Raw genomic sequence first — 17826 nt, 5'->3', positions numbered from 1 at the left:
ATGGGTCACAATCGAGTATTTCCTTTTGCAATCTCGATTGCGCTGCTGTGGTGCCACGCAGTCGCTCACACCGGTTCAGCCCAACCCTTAAATACGCAAACCACAAGCCCAACCGCCATCCCACCGCTGATTTACTTCGACGAGCCGCAGTTGAACGAAAGTAGCGGTTTGGCAGCGTCCCCCCAACAATCGGGGCACTTCTGGTCACACAATGATTCCGGAGATAGCGCACGGCTGTTTGCCTTCGATTCACGGGGCCGCGCCTCGGGAAGCTGTGAATTGGTAGGAGCGGGGGCCATCGATTGGGAGGATATGGCGGCGTTTAAAGAGGGGAATCGCAAGTTTTTGCTCGTCGCGGATTGTGGCGACAATTCCGCGAAACGCAAATCGATCTCGCTTTACCTGTTCGAAGAACCCGATCCCACTAAGGCGACCAAAGTCAACCGCTACCTCACGCTACGGGTGACGTATCCCGATGGGGCTCGCGATTGCGAGGCGGTTGCCGTCGATGTGCTGCGCCGAAAAATCGTATTCATCGCCAAATCGACGCTGCCCTTTGCGAATGTCTACTCGATCGACCTGCCCGATTTGCCGATACGGTTTCCACGGTCCTCCACCGCGGCGGCGCCCCCGATCACCGCGAACTACCAAAGCACGATTGCGTTACCGATGGCTACCGCGGCCGATTTTGATTCGCGAACGGGCGACTTATGGATTGCAAGCTACTTTCAAGTTTTTTGCTTTCGCTGTTCAACGCGTGAGATGACCATCGCGGCACAAACGAACCAGATGGCTGATTCCAGCGAATTGCCTCGGCTAAAACAAATCGAAGCGATCTGTATCGATCACCACGGCGACGCCTGGGTGACCAGCGAAGGGGCGCCAACGCCGCTGAGCCGAGTCGCCCAGCCGCAGCCACTTGCGCCGCTGCCAACGCAGTGAAGCCGCTGCCAACGCAGTGAATGCGGGACCCGCAACGCGACCCTAATTACCTCCTTGTTCCCTTACCCCGTAGCCAAGTCATCATGTTTGAAGTTGAACAAAAATACCCGATCGACAACGCGGGGGCGATCGAAGCCAAGTTGATCGAAGCGGGGTTTCGGGCTACGGGGACCGAGACGCATCGTGATACCTATTACAACCATCCGTGCCGTGACTTTGCTCAGTCGAAAGAGGCGTTGCGTGTGCGGCGCATCAACGGAACGCCCCGGATCACCTACAAGGGCAGCAAGCTTCCCGGTACGATCAAAGCTCGCCGTGAACTGGAATGGGAACTCGGTCCGGGAGACGCGAGCGGCGAAAATACCGAAGAATTGTTGCGACATCTTGGGTTTCGTCGGGTGGCCGAAGTGGGCAAAACTCGCAATGTGTTTCAAGCTTCTGGCGACGTGGCCTCAAATGATCTCACTGTTTTTTCGGTCGTCATCGATGAAGTGGACGAAGTCGGCCGATTCGCGGAAATCGAATGCATTGCCGAAAAGGAAGCCGATATCGAACTCGCGCGAGAAAAAATCGAAGCGCTAGCAGATCAGCTGGGCTTGCATCAGACCGAGTCGCGAAGTTACTTGACAATGCTGCTGGAGATCCGTACTGCAGCGCAACGGAGCAATGCGGCCAGAGATTCAGCAGGTCAGTAACCCTGGTGAGCATTGGCCGCGTGGAGGCCCTCGATTTCAACCGAAATCCCCCACTTTGGTTTGCTTCGCTGTGCCAATACATCTATGCTTTACCCTAGATAGCCATATTGCTGAGCTTAACTCCGTCCTCGAAGAACCAGATTTTGGAGAATAAAAGAATGTTAATGAAGAAAGTAGCCAGTGTTTTCGCCGTTGCATTGATCGCGACCGCAACGGTATTTGCCGGCGAAGTCAAACTCGATGGCGTCAAGTGCGTGATTGCACCGAAGCCTGCCGATGCAAGCAAGTCGGCTGATTATAAGGACGCAAAGGTCTACTTCTGCTGCAACGGATGTGCTGGAAAGTTTGCCAAGGACACCGAGAAATTCGCGACCAAGGCCAATCATCAATTGGTTGCTACAAAGCAATACGAGCAAAAGGCTTGCCCCATTAGTGGCAGAGACTTGAATCCCGAAACCGCAACCGAAGTGAATGATGTCAAAGTGACCTTTTGCTGTAATGGTTGCAAAGGCAAAGTCGAAAAGGCCGAAGGCGATGCCAAGGTGAACTTGGTGTTTGGTGAAAAGTCATTCGCCAAGGCGTTCAAGAAAACCGCTGAGAAGTCGGAGTAAGTGTCTCTCAGGCTGCCAAAAAGGTAGCTGATTTACACAATCAAACATCGAAGAAGCCGAGCGTGTGGCACGCTCGGCTTTTTTTTCGTTCGGAGCCGCCCTCTGCGCGTCGGATTCGCGTTTAAATCCGCACAGGAACCGCGATGGATCGAGGGGTCTGCTCCCTCAGGGGGAGGGGAATCCAGTTGCAGAACACGTGTGACAAATCGCACGTTTCGGGAGTACACGGCGAGTTTTTCAGGCTCGCATGGATAGAATAGAGATAGTGACGACTTGTACGCAAACGCGTCGACATCGGGGATTGAATGTTGGCACTCTCATAGCGTTGCTGTCGTTCCCTTACGGATCATTAAGAAAAGGAATACTTATAAACCCGACATTCCTGAAATTGAGTCCCAGCCATGAAAACCGAATCGCCCAAGACCGTCGCCGCGTTGTTTGAGCATTGGAAACAAGAGCACACCAATCTGCAGCAAGAATTGGATGCATTTCGTGACTGGACTTGCGAAGTTGCTTCGCAGCAGGCAGCGGAATTCAGCGATGCTGCGATGCGGCTGCTTCAGATTCGCGACCGATTGGTCGATCATTTTGTGCGTGAAGATCAGATCGGCCGCCAGCTTCGCGAGCACTACCCGAAAGGGTCGGTCGAAGTGGAAGCGAGTTACCGGCAAGCGTGCCAGGATCATGAGGAGTTGCTGTCGGAACTGGACGATTTAGCAGACCGGCTTGATCAGGTGGATCCTCCCTTTGAGTCGTGGATGGAGGCGGTTCACGAAGTGACCTTGTTCATCGACCGGATCGAGGAGCATGAAGAGTGCGAAGCCGAGCATGTCCGCTGGCTGGCACCGCCGGATGCGTTAACACCACGTGATCGATTGGCCCCACGCGATACAGCGGACGAATCGTAACGCGACGCGTCCGTTTTGAAGTGACGTTATCGCCGTTTAACCCAGCAAATCATAACCCAACGTGTAAGCGAGGGACCGAGTCTAGAGCGATATTCGCTCGCCGGTGCTGCAGGTTAGGCAATAATCGAACCAATCCTCGCTTGCTCGTGGCATGGAGCGGGAAGAAGCTGGATCGCGGATCTTATTCGTGTTTGGGCTGTGATTAACAAATTGCAGCTCCAGGAGTGGACTGCCGGGAACAAATCCCGTATTTTGACGGCTCGCCCAGGTGGTGGAATTGGCAGACACAAGGGACTTAAAATCCCTCGGCCGTTATGGCTGTGCGGGTTCGAGTCCCGCCCTGGGCACTGCGTTTTACGCGTTTTCTCTCGCGTTCTGCAGGCTATTTCACGAATCGCCATATTTGCGAATCAGACAAACAGCCAGCTAGCTTAGGCTGGCTTACGCTCCAAAACACTGGCGAAATCACTGGCGTTACTGGTGCAGGATCCGGCCTATCTCGTTAATCGCTTCGGGTTCCGCACCCGGAAATAAGTGGCCATAGGTGTCCATGGTGAGCGTGATTGTCTTGTGCCGCATCACCGTTTGAATCGTCTTGGGGTGGACCTTGCGGATCGCGAGCCAGGCACCGCAGGTGTGGCGGAGGGCGTGGAAATCGAATCGCTCTCCTGCGTCGTTGGTCGGTAAGAGGAAATCATTCTCCGCGTCAGATTTCTTGTCAGCACCTGGTCGGGATTCCCAGGCCACGCGGGCGTCGGCCAGGTCGTCTCGGATCATATCTGCCATGTTGTGCTTGTCGGGCAAGGCGAACCAGTGTTGCCGATTGGCAGGACCGATCGAGCGGAGTCGGTCACGCAGGTCGGCGGTGATGTACTGGCGTGCCAGTTCGCTGTCCTTGGTCTCGCCCGATCGGATCAGGACGTGCGGCGGGTGAGCGTCGAGCTTGACGTTACCCGGCTTGAGCGATCGGAGCTCGCCCGATCGTAGGCCGGTTTGAATCGCGACTTCGTAGAGTAGTGCGCGCGGCCCAGCTGCGGCGGAGAGCCACGGCCATTCCGCTGGCAGGAGCATGCGGCGTTCGCGGCGGCGGTCGCTTTTGGGATTTGGCTTGCTGATCGTTTCGAGCGGGTTGCGCGGCAGGCGGCCGGTACGAGTCAGCCAGCGGGTGAATTGCTTCGCGGCCTGTGCGTAGTGCGCGACGGTCTGTGCCGAGCGGCCACGATCGCGGAGCCCAGCGGCGAAAGTGGAAAAACTCTCTGGCGTGATGTCGCGAATCGTCAGCCATTGGCATTGGTCGACAACGAGGGCCAGGCGTGTTTCGTGGCGGTCGGTATGGACGCTCGACCGGCCAGAGGATCGAAGCGACGCTATCCACTCGGCGGAATGTTCGGCAATTGGCCGGAGCGATTGTAATTGGATACGCTCCACGGCAGGGTCAATCATGCCGCTTGATCGCTTCGCCTCCTCTGATTCCCAGTGCCCGAGGATCTGCTTGGCCAGCGTCTTATCGGGCGTCCTGGTCGATTTCTGGACGCGAGCCCCCGCGTGGTCAGTGTACTCGGCAATCCAGTTGCTTCGTTTGCCCGCGCGGGTACGGCGAAATAGGGTGCCCATCAACCCACTCTACGCAGATCGTCGGAAAAAATCATCAACCGGGCCTCGCCCAGGTCGTGCGTGAGCCACTCCCGGAGCGCGTGAATCAGCAATTTGCGATCCTGGAGCGTAGGCTCGAATTGTCGGCCAATGACGCGAGACGGTCGCGGGGCTCCGGGTTCGTAGATGCCGACTTTGAGCGATCCAGGCGAGCGAAACTCGGCGGAGCTGCCGAGGTAAAACTGCCGAGGTCTGTGACGGTGGCACTCAACGGCCTGGGCCAACCACCTGGAGCGGAGGAGGAAGGGGCGTCGCAGGAACTCCTCGGCCGAGAGTGGTTCGGCGAGCAGATCTCGGACCGAGGTGATGACGAGCTGACGCCGCTTGAGTCGTCGGGGTCGATAGAGATGGACGCACGTAAATTCGGGGTAGTGGATCTCGATCTGATCCCCCGCCGCTGGCAACTCCATTGCAGAAACTCCGTCCAAGGTGCTGAAACTTGAACGGGGTAGTTTGACGCCCCCAAGTGACACGTTTGGTCATTTAAGATTTTTTGCCGACTCGATTTTTACGTCTAGGCATGGGGAATTTCCCCCTCGGTTTCTGATTCGGCATCCTCTACATCCGCTTCGTATTTCAGATAGTCCAGCCAGCCTGAAATGACTTTATGTTGAAGGCAGTACATCTGAATCAGTGATGCACAGGCTGCGATTGCCGCAAGCGTACAAAGCAAGCTAACCCAGCCAGAATTTGCAAAACCAATCGTGAACTGCAGAAGGGACGTCACGAAGCATGTGATCACGCAGTGACGAAGTCGTTGACTGAAGTTCTCCAGTCGGTCGAGGGGGTGTTTGTGGGGCTCGGCTTTTCTCGCGAAATTGCGATAGCGGGGTTTCCCGTAGATATCCCGTTGTAGGTTGATGAGCAAAAAGTTGTGGATGCCGAAAAGCAATCCTGCCAGCGTCAGGAACGCCGTGAAAAGGGGGCCTTGAAGCGACTTACTGTAAAACGATGAAAAATCGTTGACAACCCAAGAATGCAGTTCGGTAAACCACCCAAGCATGGACGTTACGCCCCAAAAAGGCCGGGATTTTTTGTCATGAATTCTCGCAGCTTTTCGAATACTTTCGCATCGGCTGGAGGATTCTGGTTGAGATGCTCCTCGTCAACCAATGTATCGTATTCGATACTACCAAGAGCGAAAGCCCTTTCTTCATCGATGTGGATTCTTTGCTCAATGCCTTCCTCGTCCAGCCCGACGACGGTTCCTTTGCTCACGCTCTTGTTTTTGATGAAATTTAGGATGCTAAGACGAGATTTTTTCTTGTTTTGCCTGGCTTTCGCGTTGAAGGCCACATGGACCCTGACATGGTTGCTCAGGGGGCGGAGCACATCTCCAGGGTCCGCGGGCTGTTCTGGAACGTACGCTTCGATCGAAAGGAACTCACGAATGTGATTCAATTCCGCCGCCAACGCTGTGGATTTTGTGATTGGGCCTGCTGATACCGCGTTTTTCAGTGAATGTTCTTTCCGGAATTTCTTGCGTTGTTTTTCAGGCTGTAGGTTTTCCAGGTCATCGCGACGAGACGAGACTTGGCTTCGGTACTCTTTGGCAATCCAGCCACAAATAGCTAGCACAGAAAATCCGCCGCGATAGGTCGCCACCACGCCCGTTTTTCGTCGCTCGCAGAACAGCAGGCAGGTTACTTCGCGAGTCTTGGGGAGGTTCTCACTGCTCTCTTTTCGATAAAGAACGGACGGCTGGTGGTCGTGGACTTCGTGATCGTCCTGCTCGATGATCTGGTCACGAGGCTCGGACTCCGTCACGAAAGTCACTAGCCACTCTTTCTTGTGCTGCCGCACAAACGCCCTGCGGTATTTTCCGCCGTGCTTGAATCGCCGGTTGTTAAACGCAGCTAACGATTTACAGAACTCAGGAACGGTCATCCAGTTGGGCCCGTCAATTTTGAATCCATACAAACGGGGTTTCATTCAGTCGCTCGACTAAGTTTGGTGAACAAGGTGAGTTACGCGGGTGTCCAAGGCCTTGAAGAATTAGCCGTTACTTGACAGTCGCGTCCATTAACTGCTGCATGAATTTGTCGGGGCCGTCGCCCTTCCACTCGGTTTCCTTCGCGACTTCGAGGATTTGGCTGTAAAAACGGCCCTCGCGAAAGAAACTGCCGCCAGAGATCGAGAGCCGAATGACGTGGCCAGGCTCAATATCTTGGCCGAGCTGCACCACGTCGGAATCGGGCACCGAGACAGCCACACGCTTGGTCTCCCCTGGGTTGATGCCGCCGGAGACGGGAGAATAAAAGTCGCCGCTGAGATGCGGCACCGGTCGCCCGGGGAGTGCCTGTTGGATGGCGCCTTCGATGTACGCGATCGCGTTTTGTGAGTGGTTGGTGGCGTCAAATTCGACCACGACGAGCCGGCCGTGATCTCGAGAGGCCCCGTACCGCCAGGTCACGTTGCGGATGGTGAGGTCGTTGAGCACGGGATGAGCGGTCGCCAAGACGGAAGCGGTTTGCGGAGCAGGGGTTGGACCGCCTTCCGCAGCTGCGGGCGGCCCTGCTGCGGACGGTCCGAAACCCTTGCCGATCAATACGCCCAGCGTGAGGAGCAGAGCGCCGGCACCGATCATGAGCGGGAGCGGTCCGAAGCCCGTCTTGGCCGGCTTCGAAATGCGTGGCTGTCTGGTACGGATCTCGGGCGGAAAGGGGCTGTTCATTCTTGACTCCCAGGTCTACTCGGCTCGTTTCTTGGCTGCTTTATTGCTCACAGCCTGTTTTTTTGTTGCCCGACTCCGATTGTAGTCGGCGATATCGGCGATGCCCTCGGCAATCACGCGTTCGCTCTCGGGATCGCTCTCGGCGGTCCGTTTCTTAGGTCGCGTTTTCTTTGTTTTTTTGGCGGGCACCCCCGAAAGTGCCGTCTTCCGGGTCTTTTCGTTGTAGGGCTTGCCCTCGAGCGCGGCGAACTTTGACGCTCGCAACTCGCGGACAAATGCCTCTAGTCGCTCCATCCCGACGTCGCGGGAATTTGTTTTGAAGACGTAGATGCGATCAGCACCAACGACCTCCAGACAGCTGTCTATTTCAGAAATAAACCCTCCCAGTTGGGAGCGGAGCACCCGCAATTCTGCGGGGCTAACAGGCTGCGTCGATTCAGGTTTTCGTTTAGCCATGCCGTCAACCTAACAGCGAATTCAACACTAATCAATAAAGAATATTTTTTTATCTCCTTTGCTGTCAACGACTTATGTCTGGGATCAAGTGTGATTATGTTAAATCATTATTGATTATCCATAATCACTTATCTATTATCTTCAATGTCGCAAGCAATCAACGATTGGAGACGAGACGCAATGCAAAAAACCATCAAGCAACAGGTCAAGTTTGACCCACGACCGAGGGGGCGAATTGACTGGTCGGTTTTCTCCGACGGCGCGCAAAGGACGCTAGTGAACGGGATCGATTTCAAGGGGCCACTCACCTCTGTGCAGTCGTCCGCGCATCAGGCCGCGGGCCGTCTCGCAATGGTCGCAAGGACACTAGCAGACGGCGAAAACTTGATCGTTCAGTTTTTCGAGAAGCCGGAGGAGTCATTCGATGGCCAAGAATCTAACTAAGGCCGAGCGAATTGCTCGAGCGACTCCGATTGATCAGCGGCTATGGCTGACGCGGAGAATGGCTGCGGATTATCTGAGCGTTTCCAACGACACGATCATTCGCTTTGAAAGCACCGGCGACCTCAAGGGCATCCCAATCGGCAGCGGTCGCGAGAAGCGATACAAGCGAGTGGACCTGGAGGAATTGGCGGAACGAATCGAAGCACAACAAACCAACATTGACAGGGTGAAAAATGGCCAAGCGTAAACGAATCGCACATACGCCAGGCCCACTGCATGTGTCGCGATGGTCCGAAGTGATGGCACACCACGACTGGCCTGCCGGAATCTACGCAGAAGACGAGTACGGTGACGACGGTCCAGAAATTTGCTCGTTCCCGGAGGAGCCCGAATTGCCTCGCGACGAGATCGAGGGCAACGCCACTCTGTTTGTCGAGGCTTCGAACATGCTCGCAGTCTGCTTATCGATCGACGAGATGCGAGTCGGCGACGACATCACTCCGATTGTGGCCAAGGCTCGCGAAATCCTCAGCCGATTACGAGACAGCCGCTTGCGTGAAGGGGACGGACAATGAATGTCGCAGTGCGAAAAACAATTGAAATTCCACGCGATTACCGGGTAAAGGTTCGCCGCGTGATTTTTCGCGGTGAGCCGAATTATGCACGACGCGTGATCCTGGTTCGTGGCGGAATCGTTACGGTCAAATACGGCGACGGCACAATCCGGCGAGAGCCGATCGGCAACGTGATCGACGTGTTTTAACGAGTCAATCAGTTCAGTTCAGTTTGGGGCCAACCACACCTTAACAGAGGCAATTGAGATGAATGAGATGAGCGAGATTCACAACATGATTCAGGCGTTGACCGTGCTGGCGGCTGCCACCATGGTCGTCGGGCTTGTCACTGTATCCATTCGGAGTCGGAAAGCACTTTGCGCCCTCGACGGATCGTATCTGGACCAAACGAGCCGCCGAATCGCGGCTATCCAGGAAGAAGCACAGGCACTCCGCGACGAACACAACGATTTGCGAATGTATCGCGGCGATGGTGATGCATGCGGAAACGAGGAATGGAATCGCGTCAAAGAGATCACGCGAATCGACTCTGAGTTGCGATCCTTGGCAGCGGAATTTATCGAGCTTCATGCCCGAGATCGGCGGTCAGCAGAGGCGATGATTTTGGCCCGCGTGATTATTTGCGGCTCGAATTATGGCACCGCACAAGATTTGATTTTCGAGCTTACTGCGAAGCGATCAGAGTCTCGCTCTGCACTGATTTAAGTGACACCCACACATCGACGAGATTGCAACCTGATGAGAACGGTAAACATTTTTCACATTACTAGACGCGATTTGGCGACAGTGCTCGACATTGAAAGAAAGTGCTTCGACTTCCCATGGACCGAAGCTGAATTCATGCGATGCCTCAAAGAGAAGAATAACCGAGGAATCGTCGCGAGGGTAAACGAAAGCCCTGTTGGATACGCGATTTGCAACATTCAACTGCGGAGCATTCGAATACTAAACATGGCCGTGCACCCGAATCTGCAGCGACGCAAGGTCGGTAAGGCAATGTTCGGCTACTTGGCCAGTTATCTGTCGCACAAAGGGCCGTCGCGGATCGATTTACACGTGCGAGAGACGAATCTCGATGCGCAGCTGTTTTTCAAGTCGCTTGGGGCAAAGGCATTCGGTGTGTTCCGGGACTTCTACGAAGGTGACAACGAATCGGCTTACTTGATGCAGTATCGCCTCGAGCCAACGAACGAGGAATTGACCGCAGTTAAAAACCGAATGTCGAAATACCTCGACCCGTGCTAACTGATGCGGCGGAGTGTCGCCGCATCAGAGTTCGTGACCCTTTGGAGTGCTTCGAAATGAGTGCAGGAAAAACCACGCTTGTCGAGAAAAATCAGCAGCTCGACCAGTATTCAACGGCTCGCTTGCTGCGAATCCAAGCGTTGGCTGAAGAGCATCGAAAGTTCCTCGACCAATTAGCGGCAGAGTGTTGCCAGATTTTCGGCATCGATCCCGCGTCAGATTCAAACGAGGCGTCATGGTGTCGCGATATTGTCGACCACGGTACTCCACCCGACGTCGTTATCGATCGACTGCTTTCCAATCGCGAGCGAGACGAGCAGCAAGCGTAGTGTGATCCATCGACGGCGTGTCGGCGGACAAATTTCTTTGGCATAAACATAAGGGCCCGGTCATGGCTACAGGTTTAACCACGACAGGCGAACAGTCGTTAAGTGTTCGCAACGCAACGGAATTGATTCCTGCGATTAAAGAGTATGGTGCGATGATCGCCAAGGGTGGTCTATTCGGCTGCAAAAATCCCGAAGCAGGCCAGACGCTCGTGCTGATGGCAATGAGCGAAGGCATTCCTATTACGGAGATGCGACGACGTTACCACATCATCGGCGGCAGCGATCTTTCCATGCGTGCCGACTACATGCTCGCAGAGTTCCGCCGAATCGGTGGCTGGTATCAATGGATCGACCAGGGCGACGATGGCAAGACGGCGACGCTACATATCAAGTATCGCGAGAACGACTTGAAGGTCAGTTACACGATTGAGATGGCCAAGAAAGCCGGACTGATCAAACCCAAGAGCGGTTGGGAAAAGAACCCCGGCGAAATGCTTCGCGCTCGCTGTCAAACTAAGGCAGTGCGTATGGTATGCCCCGAAGTGCTTGCAGGCTTCGCGACTGACGAAGAACTTGGAGCCGACCCAGACTCTGACGCGATTGACTCCGAAGTCATCGACCGGGCGACTCCGCCGGCGGCGACAGCGACGCAAGTTGCTGCCACGCCGGTGGACGCTCAGGCCGACGATGGTGAGATTGCCGACGCTCAATTCGAGGTCAAAGCAGACTTCGTTGCGGGGCTTGCCACTGGTGAGCAAATCAAGGTGATGACCGCTCTGTTTACGGAGTTGGAAATCTCAGCTGACAAGCAACTCGGTGCCTTCAAATCGATGGGGGCCGATGACCTTGGTGATCTCACTGAGGAGGGAGCCAGCGTGATCATTGGCCAGCTATTGCAAAAGAAAGCAGGCGAGATTGCGGCGAAGCAAACTGAGCCGGAGGCAACCGCAACGCCGGCAGCGCGTGCAACCGACAAGCAGTGCGAAGAGTTGCAAACACTGATCAGGCAAGTGGCTCAAGCGGAAGGTGGCGTTGATGTCGTCACGAAAGTCAAAGCTCACATGCAAAAGCATGGACTCGATAAATTCGCCGACCTGTCGACCAGTGATGCACAGTCGCTAATTGGATCGCTCCAGTCGAATAACGGAGCCAAAACATTCTTGACCACCTCACTCGAAGGTGCGGCAAAAAAGGACTGATTGCGGCGTCGGTGCTTGACACCGAAATGCTGCGATCACTGACAGATAAACACGGCTGGGCCAACGTATGGTCTGCCGGTTTGAGTGTGTTCGGATACCCGCCGACGTGGGAGCCGAGCTTGATTGAAATTTTGAAACTTAAATCCTACTTGGAGAATTAGAAATGTCATTTAATTTTGATGCACCCGAAGACGTAAACAACGGCGGCGGATTCCTGAATGAAGAAGGAATCTTCCACATCATTGTCACAAACTGTCGCGAGGGCGAAGGCAATAAGGGCAAGCCAATCGACGGGTTCACGTTTGAGTTCGATGTGTTGGCTGGAACTGTCGAAAACTGTACCGGCAAGACGGGCGGGCAATCAATTTTCTCGCCAGACTTGAGCAAGGAACAGAGCAAGCAGGACGCAGCACGGCGCAAGCTCGCAGCATTCTTTATTGCATCAAGCATCCTCGACCCTAATCAACTTGGCCAATCAGTGAAGATCGATCTTTCTGGCATGGTCGAAAAGCAATTGATCATCAAGCTGGTCCGCCAGATGAAGCAGGATGAAGCGGGCAACTGGAACGTGCCAACCAAGTTCCTCGAAATCTCGTACAGCGACATTTGGCACGTTGACGATCCGCAAGTGAAAGACATTCCGAAGAATGCTGACGCGCTCGCCATGATTCCGGAAGAGCAGCGGCACGACGCATCGTGGTTCGACTTCAAAAAGAAGAAGGGAGCAGGCAAACCGGCATCAAATCGAGCGGCGAAGGACTCCAAAGAATCGGCGAATAATGTCGACGTTGCGGCGATGTTCTAGCGATCGTGGTTGAGGCGGTAGCTCAGTGGCAGAGTGGCGAGACGGTGTTGATTTCGTGCCGTTGTTTCTCGCAGGTCACAGGTTCGAATCCTGTCCGCTTCATTTCTTGAGATTCTTGCAACGACGAGGGAAACGATGGGCGATCCAAACGCAACGCTTGAGCTACTGCGAAAGAAAGTGGCATGCAAAGAGTGCGGCGAAATTCGAGTAAACACGCCAAGCGGTTCAGTCTGCCCGAATGGACATGGGAGGATTTTCCCGCCAGTCGAGGAACGAGATCGTGAGCGATATTGCAAGCGAATGAACAAGGCCAACAAGAATAACGGATCACAATAACGACACTGCGCACGGACGCTTAGGTGCGGCGGGGAGGGTTTGACAAAGCCCGCGAGACTTGTTGTCTCACACCCGCTGTTTTTTTAATTCTCGCCCCATCACCATCCACCGGTCACCATGGCAAAACTCGAAGAAATCGAAGGTGTGTTCCGCAAGCAGTACACCCGTCGCGGCGAGTGGATGGCTGGTGTTATCACTGCTGGCGAAGATGACTTGCCAGTCAATGGTGATGCCGACGACGAAGAGCTTTCCGTTGGCCATCGCTATCGATTCTATGGCCGATACACCGAGTACCGCGGCGAGAAGCAATTCAAGTTTCAGACGTTCGTTCCTGCTCGCGCGCACGATCGCGATGGAGTGATCGAGTATCTAATCCTCGCGGGCAGGGGCAACCACCTCGGCAAAGCCACCGCCGCGAAGCTCTGGGATGCATTTGGTAGCGATGCTGTGCGAATCGTTCGCGAAACGCCGGAGGAATTGCTGCGTTTTAGCAATGGCATGACACGCGAGCAGGCCGCCACGATCGGCAGTATCCTGACCGCGAAAAAGGCAACCGAAGATGCGACGATTGAGCTGACCAACTTGCTCACGGGGCGCGGATTACCGAAGACAACCGCACGCAAAGCCATCAAAAAATGGGGTAACAAAGCGGCGGAAATCGTTCGCAAAGATCCGTTTTCCCTGATGGCGTTTCGTGGTTGCGGGTTCAAACTTTGCGATGCCCTGTGGATTCATCTGGGCCATCGTCCTGACCGGCTCAAGCGTCAAGCATTGTGTGCCTGGCACTCTGTGGCGAGCGACAACAGCGGTCACACGTGGATACCGATTGAGCACGTAATCCAGTCGGTTCGTCAGAACATCGGATCAGCCAAGGCTCGGCCAATTGCAGCAATCAAACTCGCAATTCGACTGGGCAAGATGCACCCCGAACATTACGGATCGCTGTCATCAATCAAAACGGTCGGCACCGATGGCCCGATTGATCCCAATGGCAATCGCGTGTGGATCGCGGAGGGTAAAAAGGCGGCGGCGGAGAGTGACCTTGCCGAGATGGTCGCGGCGGCATTGGCAGAAGCTAAGCCATCGACGATCACCGAATACGAAGACAGGACGATTACATGGGAGGAAGCGGCTACCGCGTTCCAGTGCGCTCGCTGTGGACGCGAATTGACGGCACCGATGGTCCACGTCTGGAACGGCAAGCCTTTCGGACCAACGTGCATCCAGACGATTAGTGACGGCACCGACGTTGATGTCGTTCCATTGGTCGACTACGCGGCTGGCTTGCCATTGCAAGTGAAAACGGCCATTCAGTCGATGCCTCGCGGCAATGTGGTTGTCCCCTCGCGCAGCCTATGGCCTAATCCTGCCACGATTGACGGCATTGACGATCACCAACGCGAAAAGTTAACCGACGCACTGGTGAGCCGTGTTGCGATCCTTGGAGGCTCACCAGGAACCGGCAAGACATACGCAACGGCGATGCTGATTCGTGCGTTGTTAAGGTCTGGTAAGGTTGGACCCGATGATATCGCAATCGGTGCTCCCACTGGCAAGGCAGCCGTTCGATTGACCGAGGCTCTGCAAGCGGCTGGCGTCAATCTTCGTGCTCGCACCTGGCACTCTTTGCTTGGTGTTGGCCAGTCCGACGAGGAGCAAGGTGGTTGGTCGTTCCTATACAACGAAAAGAATCCTTGGCCATTCCGCGTGATCATTGGCGACGAATCCTCGATGCTCGACACGGCGCTGATGCGATCGGTGTTCGCTGCTCGTCCGCGTGGATGCCACGTCTTGCTGGTTGGCGATGTCCACCAATTGCCGCCAGTCGGAACCGGAGCCCCGCTGCGAGACATGATCAATAGCCAGTGCATCGGCTACGGCGAGCTAACCGAGATCAAACGCAACAGCGGTGGCATTGTCGAAGCGTGCGCGGCAATCCGCGATGGCAAACCATGGGGCCCGGGTGACAATCTGATCATCGATGAGGCGACCACGCCTGCAAAGCAAATCGAGCGGATGTTGCATCACATCAACGAGGCCGAAGCGAACGGCTTAGACCCAGTCTGGGATACGCAAGTGATCGTCGCGGTCAACGACCGATCGCCGCTCGGACGCAAACCGATCAACCAGATTTTACAGGCCGAACTCAACAGCAATCCCGAGATCAAGGGCAGCCCGTTTCGCCTTGGTGACAAGATCGTTTGCACGAAAAACGGAAAGTATACCGCGATCGACCGCGATGAAGAGGCGAATCGAGACGACGACGACAACCAAGTCTACGTGGCTAACGGGGAGCTCGGGAAAGTCATCGCGATTGAGCCGAAGTCGTTCGTCGTTTCGCTCACCAGTCCCCAACGCGTGATTCGCGTTCCACGCGGCAAGCCATCCGCCGGCGATTCCGACGAGGCGGCAAGTGGCTGCAGCTGGGAACTGGCCTACGGCATGACGTGCCATAAGCTCCAGGGCTCCGAGGTTGCTATCTGCATCGTGTTAGTCGACGAGTACCCGGGTGCACGCATGGTTTGTTCGCGAGAGTGGCTTTACACCGGTCTATCGAGGGCAAAAGTTCGTTGCATTTCACTCGGCAAAAAGTCCACCGCCGACGCGATGTGCCGACGCGTGGCGATCGGCAAGCGAAAAACGTTTCTCAGAGAATTGTTGCAACTGAATAGCACCGAAGATTTGTTAAAGGAATTTGCATGAGCGATTCAATACCCGAGCTTGGCAGCGATCGTTTCTATCCCGATGGATGGGACGACGACATCATGAGCGACTACGACTATAAACATGAGGACGGTTGCAACTGCGACGAGTGCCAAGAGGATCGGTTGATTGATGATTGCGGTCGTCTCCCAGATCACCTTGGAGGCGGTTGCTCGATGGCTGGCAGTGAACACTGTGATTGGGATTGCCCACTTCGGGCGGAAGTATTCGGAGAGAACAAGAATGAGTAACCGACGAACGTTTTTAAAATCCACTGGCCTGCTCGGCATCTTTGGTTGCCTGCCAACGGTCGAAGTCCGTGAGGGCGTCTCGATGGACCTGATGCAGCAATGCTGCAACCCTGAACAGCACAGGTGGGACATGGCAAGTCCGTTTGTCGAAAAAGGCAACGCGACTGCAACCGATGGCCGAATCTGCTTGCGGGTATTCGAATCGATGGGGATCGCCGACGAAGACAAGCCGCTGCGAATACCACCAACGGACAATGCGTTCCAGCAGTTGTGGAATCCGGTTACGTCGTGGTCCGAGTTGCCGCGAGCCAATTACGAGTCCAGGAAGGATGTCGCTTGCACCGAGTGCATTGGAAGAGGCTACCACGGCGTGCTCACGGAATGCGAGACGTGCTGCGGTCTTGGCGAAATCCGAACCGGTCGCGTGGACGAATGGAGCGAAATCATCTATGCCGACTGCAAGGATTGCTGCTCTGGTTTCCGCAGCGATCGCAAGTGCAAGCGATGCAACGGGAATCCGTACAGCCGCAGCGGCCATGGCGGCATCATGCGGATGAATGACGACCTGGTGATTCAATCGGGATTTCACAATCTCATCGCGAAACTGCCTGATGTTCGATGGGCGATGAGCAAGGGATTTGGCGACGATCCAATGAGACTCCAGGCCAATCGTGGTAAGGCGATGCTGTTCACTTTCCAGGGCGGCCAAGGCATGTGCATGGGGTGGACTGGACAATGAGTGAAGCCATTAACCGAGGCCGATTGTCGTACTGGATCAAGACGCTGCTATCCGGCAAGCCGCACTTCATTGTCGGCGATTCCGAGTCGCCATATCTCTACCGCTGGTTCCTCATTCCACGCAATCGATTTCTCAACATCTACTTGCATGAATTCCTGCGAGACGATGACGACCGCGCGTTGCACGATCACCCGTGGCCATCGCTCAGCGTGTGCCTGCGTGGTGGATACGACGAGCAGACGGATGCCGGGACGAAGCGATTCCGCGTTGGCTCGATTAAGTACCGACCGGCCACGTATCGCCACCGCGTGATTGTGTCGGCGATTGGTCGACCTGCATGGACGTTGTTTATCACCGGGCCTCGTGTTCGCGAGTGGGGATTCTGGTGCCCCAAAGGATTCGTCCACTGGCAAGAGTTCTGCGACCCGACCGATGGCGGCCAAGTCGGAAAGGGATGTGGCGAGCCATGAGCCTCGAACACCTCATCGCAAAGGCCCGTGACCATTTCAAAATCTCAGAGCCATCGGATTGGTGCGAGATTCGGCCCGAGTGGATTCGCAATCTGCACGGCGTTGGACCTCGCACGCTCGATCAAATTCGCTGCTATCTCGCACTTCGTGGCTTGACGCTCAAAGACGATGCGACCGTAGAATTTTGGCAACGCAACCTGCAAACCGCGACAATTGGCGGGCAAATTTCGTTGGTCGATACGGCGAAAACCGAGGCGTTTACCATCCTCGTTGACAGCCAAGAGAAGCAACCGTGGACGTTCCAGGGCTTCACCGACGGCGATCGTCCGCTCATCCAGCCATACGTGTTCAAGTCGTTGGGCCCGACGCATGGTGATTACTCAGTTGCCGGTTGCGAACGATACGTGCACGTTGAGCGAAAATCGATCGACGATGCACTCGGCACGTTTCTAAGCCATGGCGATCGGCAAGAGCGATGGACACGGACGCTCGAATTCCTCGCAGAAATCCCGCACGGAAGCGTTGTCATCGAGGGCACTTTCGCGGCGTGTATCGTCGCGATCAAGCCACGTGGCACTCGCAGCAAATCGGCGCTCATCAACGAATTCATCGGCAGCGTGATGAGCTGGCAGCACACCTACGGATTGCAATTCTGGTTTCTCGACACGCGACGAATTGCGGAGAAGATCACCCACCGACTGCTCAAACGAGGCTGGCGATTCGCGACCGAGCAGAACAGTCGGCGAACGGTCGACGTTGACGAACTTATCAAATCACTTACTTAATGGACG

23 protein-coding genes and 2 tRNA genes are annotated in these 17826 nt (G+C 55.2%); 20 read left to right on the top strand and 5 right to left on the bottom strand.

The window, feature by feature from the left end; translation table 11 throughout:
- From Pla52o_RS16440 to Pla52o_RS16420, 5 genes are all read left to right on the top strand, one after another.
- Complete coding sequence (locus Pla52o_RS16440) at window positions 1–942, top strand: hypothetical protein (RefSeq protein WP_146595663.1); 942 nt, start codon at window positions 1–3, stop codon at window positions 940–942.
- 83 nt (window positions 943–1025) lie between these two features.
- On the top strand, window positions 1026–1637 hold the full coding sequence (gene cyaB / locus Pla52o_RS16435; protein WP_146595662.1) for a class IV adenylate cyclase: 612 nt from the start codon (window positions 1026–1028) through the stop codon (window positions 1635–1637).
- A 158-nt stretch (window positions 1638–1795) separates the two neighbouring features.
- Entirely contained in the window at window positions 1796–2248 is a 453-nt protein-coding gene (locus Pla52o_RS16430; protein ID WP_146595661.1) for a hypothetical protein, read from the top strand.
- 401 nt (window positions 2249–2649) lie between these two features.
- Window positions 2650–3156 (top strand): hemerythrin domain-containing protein, encoded by a 507-nt coding sequence (locus tag Pla52o_RS16425; RefSeq protein ID WP_146595660.1) that lies wholly within the window; start codon window positions 2650–2652, stop codon window positions 3154–3156.
- Window positions 3157–3418: 262 nt separating this feature from the next.
- Window positions 3419–3503 (top strand) — tRNA-Leu (locus Pla52o_RS16420).
- 127 nt (window positions 3504–3630) lie between these two features.
- On the opposite strand, the gene Pla52o_RS16415 is transcribed toward Pla52o_RS16420, so the two are convergent.
- From Pla52o_RS16415 to Pla52o_RS16395, 5 genes are all read right to left on the bottom strand, one after another.
- Window positions 3631–4770: a tyrosine-type recombinase/integrase gene (locus tag Pla52o_RS16415; RefSeq protein ID WP_146595659.1), complete on the bottom strand. Its 1140-nt coding sequence runs from the start codon at window positions 4768–4770 to the stop codon at window positions 3631–3633.
- Between the two features lie 553 nt (window positions 4771–5323).
- Window positions 5324–5812, bottom strand: a complete 489-nt coding sequence (locus tag Pla52o_RS16410; RefSeq protein WP_146595658.1) for a hypothetical protein — start codon at window positions 5810–5812, stop codon at window positions 5324–5326.
- A 5-nt stretch (window positions 5813–5817) separates the two neighbouring features.
- The gene (locus Pla52o_RS16405; protein WP_146595657.1) at window positions 5818–6741 is read right to left on the bottom strand and encodes a hypothetical protein; all 924 of its coding nucleotides are present in this window, start codon (window positions 6739–6741) and stop codon (window positions 5818–5820) included.
- Window positions 6742–6811: 70 nt separating this feature from the next.
- The gene (locus Pla52o_RS16400; RefSeq protein ID WP_146595656.1) at window positions 6812–7483 is read right to left on the bottom strand and encodes a hypothetical protein; all 672 of its coding nucleotides are present in this window, start codon (window positions 7481–7483) and stop codon (window positions 6812–6814) included.
- Between the two features lie 15 nt (window positions 7484–7498).
- On the bottom strand, window positions 7499–7939 hold the full coding sequence (locus Pla52o_RS16395; RefSeq protein WP_146595655.1) for a hypothetical protein: 441 nt from the start codon (window positions 7937–7939) through the stop codon (window positions 7499–7501).
- Between the two features lie 180 nt (window positions 7940–8119).
- Between Pla52o_RS16395 and Pla52o_RS16390 the strand changes: the two genes are divergently transcribed.
- The 15 genes from Pla52o_RS16390 to Pla52o_RS16320 all read left to right on the top strand — a co-directional run bounded on the left by Pla52o_RS16390 (window position 8120) and on the right by Pla52o_RS16320 (window position 17820).
- The gene (locus Pla52o_RS16390) at window positions 8120–8383 is read left to right on the top strand and encodes a hypothetical protein (RefSeq protein WP_146595654.1); all 264 of its coding nucleotides are present in this window, start codon (window positions 8120–8122) and stop codon (window positions 8381–8383) included.
- Window positions 8364–8630 carry a helix-turn-helix domain-containing protein gene (locus Pla52o_RS16385; RefSeq protein WP_146595653.1) on the top strand — a complete coding sequence of 89 codons (267 nt, stop codon included), beginning with the start codon at window positions 8364–8366 and terminating at the stop codon, window positions 8628–8630. Before Pla52o_RS16390 ends, Pla52o_RS16385 begins: the two co-directional genes overlap by 20 nt.
- A complete protein-coding gene (locus Pla52o_RS16380) occupies window positions 8617–8958 on the top strand; it encodes a hypothetical protein (RefSeq protein ID WP_146595652.1) in 342 nt (113 codons plus the stop codon). The genes Pla52o_RS16385 and Pla52o_RS16380 overlap by 14 nt, the downstream gene beginning before the upstream one ends.
- 8 nt (window positions 8959–8966) lie before the next feature.
- Window positions 8967–9146 (top strand): hypothetical protein, encoded by a 180-nt coding sequence (locus Pla52o_RS16375; protein WP_146595651.1) that lies wholly within the window; start codon window positions 8967–8969, stop codon window positions 9144–9146.
- Between the two features lie 58 nt (window positions 9147–9204).
- On the top strand, window positions 9205–9663 hold the full coding sequence (locus Pla52o_RS16370) for a hypothetical protein (protein ID WP_146595650.1): 459 nt from the start codon (window positions 9205–9207) through the stop codon (window positions 9661–9663).
- Between the two features lie 33 nt (window positions 9664–9696).
- Window positions 9697–10203, top strand: a complete 507-nt coding sequence (rimI, locus tag Pla52o_RS16365; protein WP_231612397.1) for a ribosomal protein S18-alanine N-acetyltransferase — start codon at window positions 9697–9699, stop codon at window positions 10201–10203.
- Between the two features lie 56 nt (window positions 10204–10259).
- Complete coding sequence (locus tag Pla52o_RS16360) at window positions 10260–10532, top strand: hypothetical protein (RefSeq protein WP_146595649.1); 273 nt, start codon at window positions 10260–10262, stop codon at window positions 10530–10532.
- Window positions 10533–10594: 62 nt separating this feature from the next.
- Entirely contained in the window at window positions 10595–11731 is a 1137-nt protein-coding gene (locus Pla52o_RS16355) for a hypothetical protein (RefSeq protein ID WP_146595648.1), read from the top strand.
- 163 nt (window positions 11732–11894) lie between these two features.
- A complete protein-coding gene (locus Pla52o_RS16350; RefSeq protein ID WP_146595647.1) occupies window positions 11895–12536 on the top strand; it encodes a hypothetical protein in 642 nt (213 codons plus the stop codon).
- A gap of 11 nt (window positions 12537–12547) precedes the next feature.
- Window positions 12548–12638: transfer RNA gene (locus tag Pla52o_RS16345), tRNA-OTHER, on the top strand.
- A 351-nt stretch (window positions 12639–12989) separates the two neighbouring features.
- On the top strand, window positions 12990–15575 hold the full coding sequence (locus tag Pla52o_RS16340; RefSeq protein ID WP_146595646.1) for an AAA family ATPase: 2586 nt from the start codon (window positions 12990–12992) through the stop codon (window positions 15573–15575).
- The gene (locus Pla52o_RS16335) at window positions 15572–15826 is read left to right on the top strand and encodes a hypothetical protein (RefSeq protein ID WP_146595645.1); all 255 of its coding nucleotides are present in this window, start codon (window positions 15572–15574) and stop codon (window positions 15824–15826) included. Before Pla52o_RS16340 ends, Pla52o_RS16335 begins: the two co-directional genes overlap by 4 nt.
- Window positions 15819–16565: a hypothetical protein gene (locus Pla52o_RS16330; RefSeq protein WP_146595644.1), complete on the top strand. Its 747-nt coding sequence runs from the start codon at window positions 15819–15821 to the stop codon at window positions 16563–16565. The genes Pla52o_RS16335 and Pla52o_RS16330 overlap by 8 nt, the downstream gene beginning before the upstream one ends.
- Window positions 16562–17035 carry a hypothetical protein gene (locus Pla52o_RS16325; protein ID WP_146595643.1) on the top strand — a complete coding sequence of 158 codons (474 nt, stop codon included), beginning with the start codon at window positions 16562–16564 and terminating at the stop codon, window positions 17033–17035. Before Pla52o_RS16330 ends, Pla52o_RS16325 begins: the two co-directional genes overlap by 4 nt.
- On the top strand, window positions 17032–17820 hold the full coding sequence (locus tag Pla52o_RS16320; protein ID WP_146595642.1) for a hypothetical protein: 789 nt from the start codon (window positions 17032–17034) through the stop codon (window positions 17818–17820). The genes Pla52o_RS16325 and Pla52o_RS16320 overlap by 4 nt, the downstream gene beginning before the upstream one ends.
- Window positions 17821–17826 lie beyond the last annotated feature (6 nt).

The sequence above is a fragment of the Novipirellula galeiformis genome (assembly GCF_007860095.1).
GTDB lineage: Bacteria > Planctomycetota > Planctomycetia > Pirellulales > Pirellulaceae > Novipirellula > Novipirellula galeiformis.
Note: the sequence above shows the minus strand (reverse complement) of the source record. Positions and strands in the feature narration are given on the sequence as shown.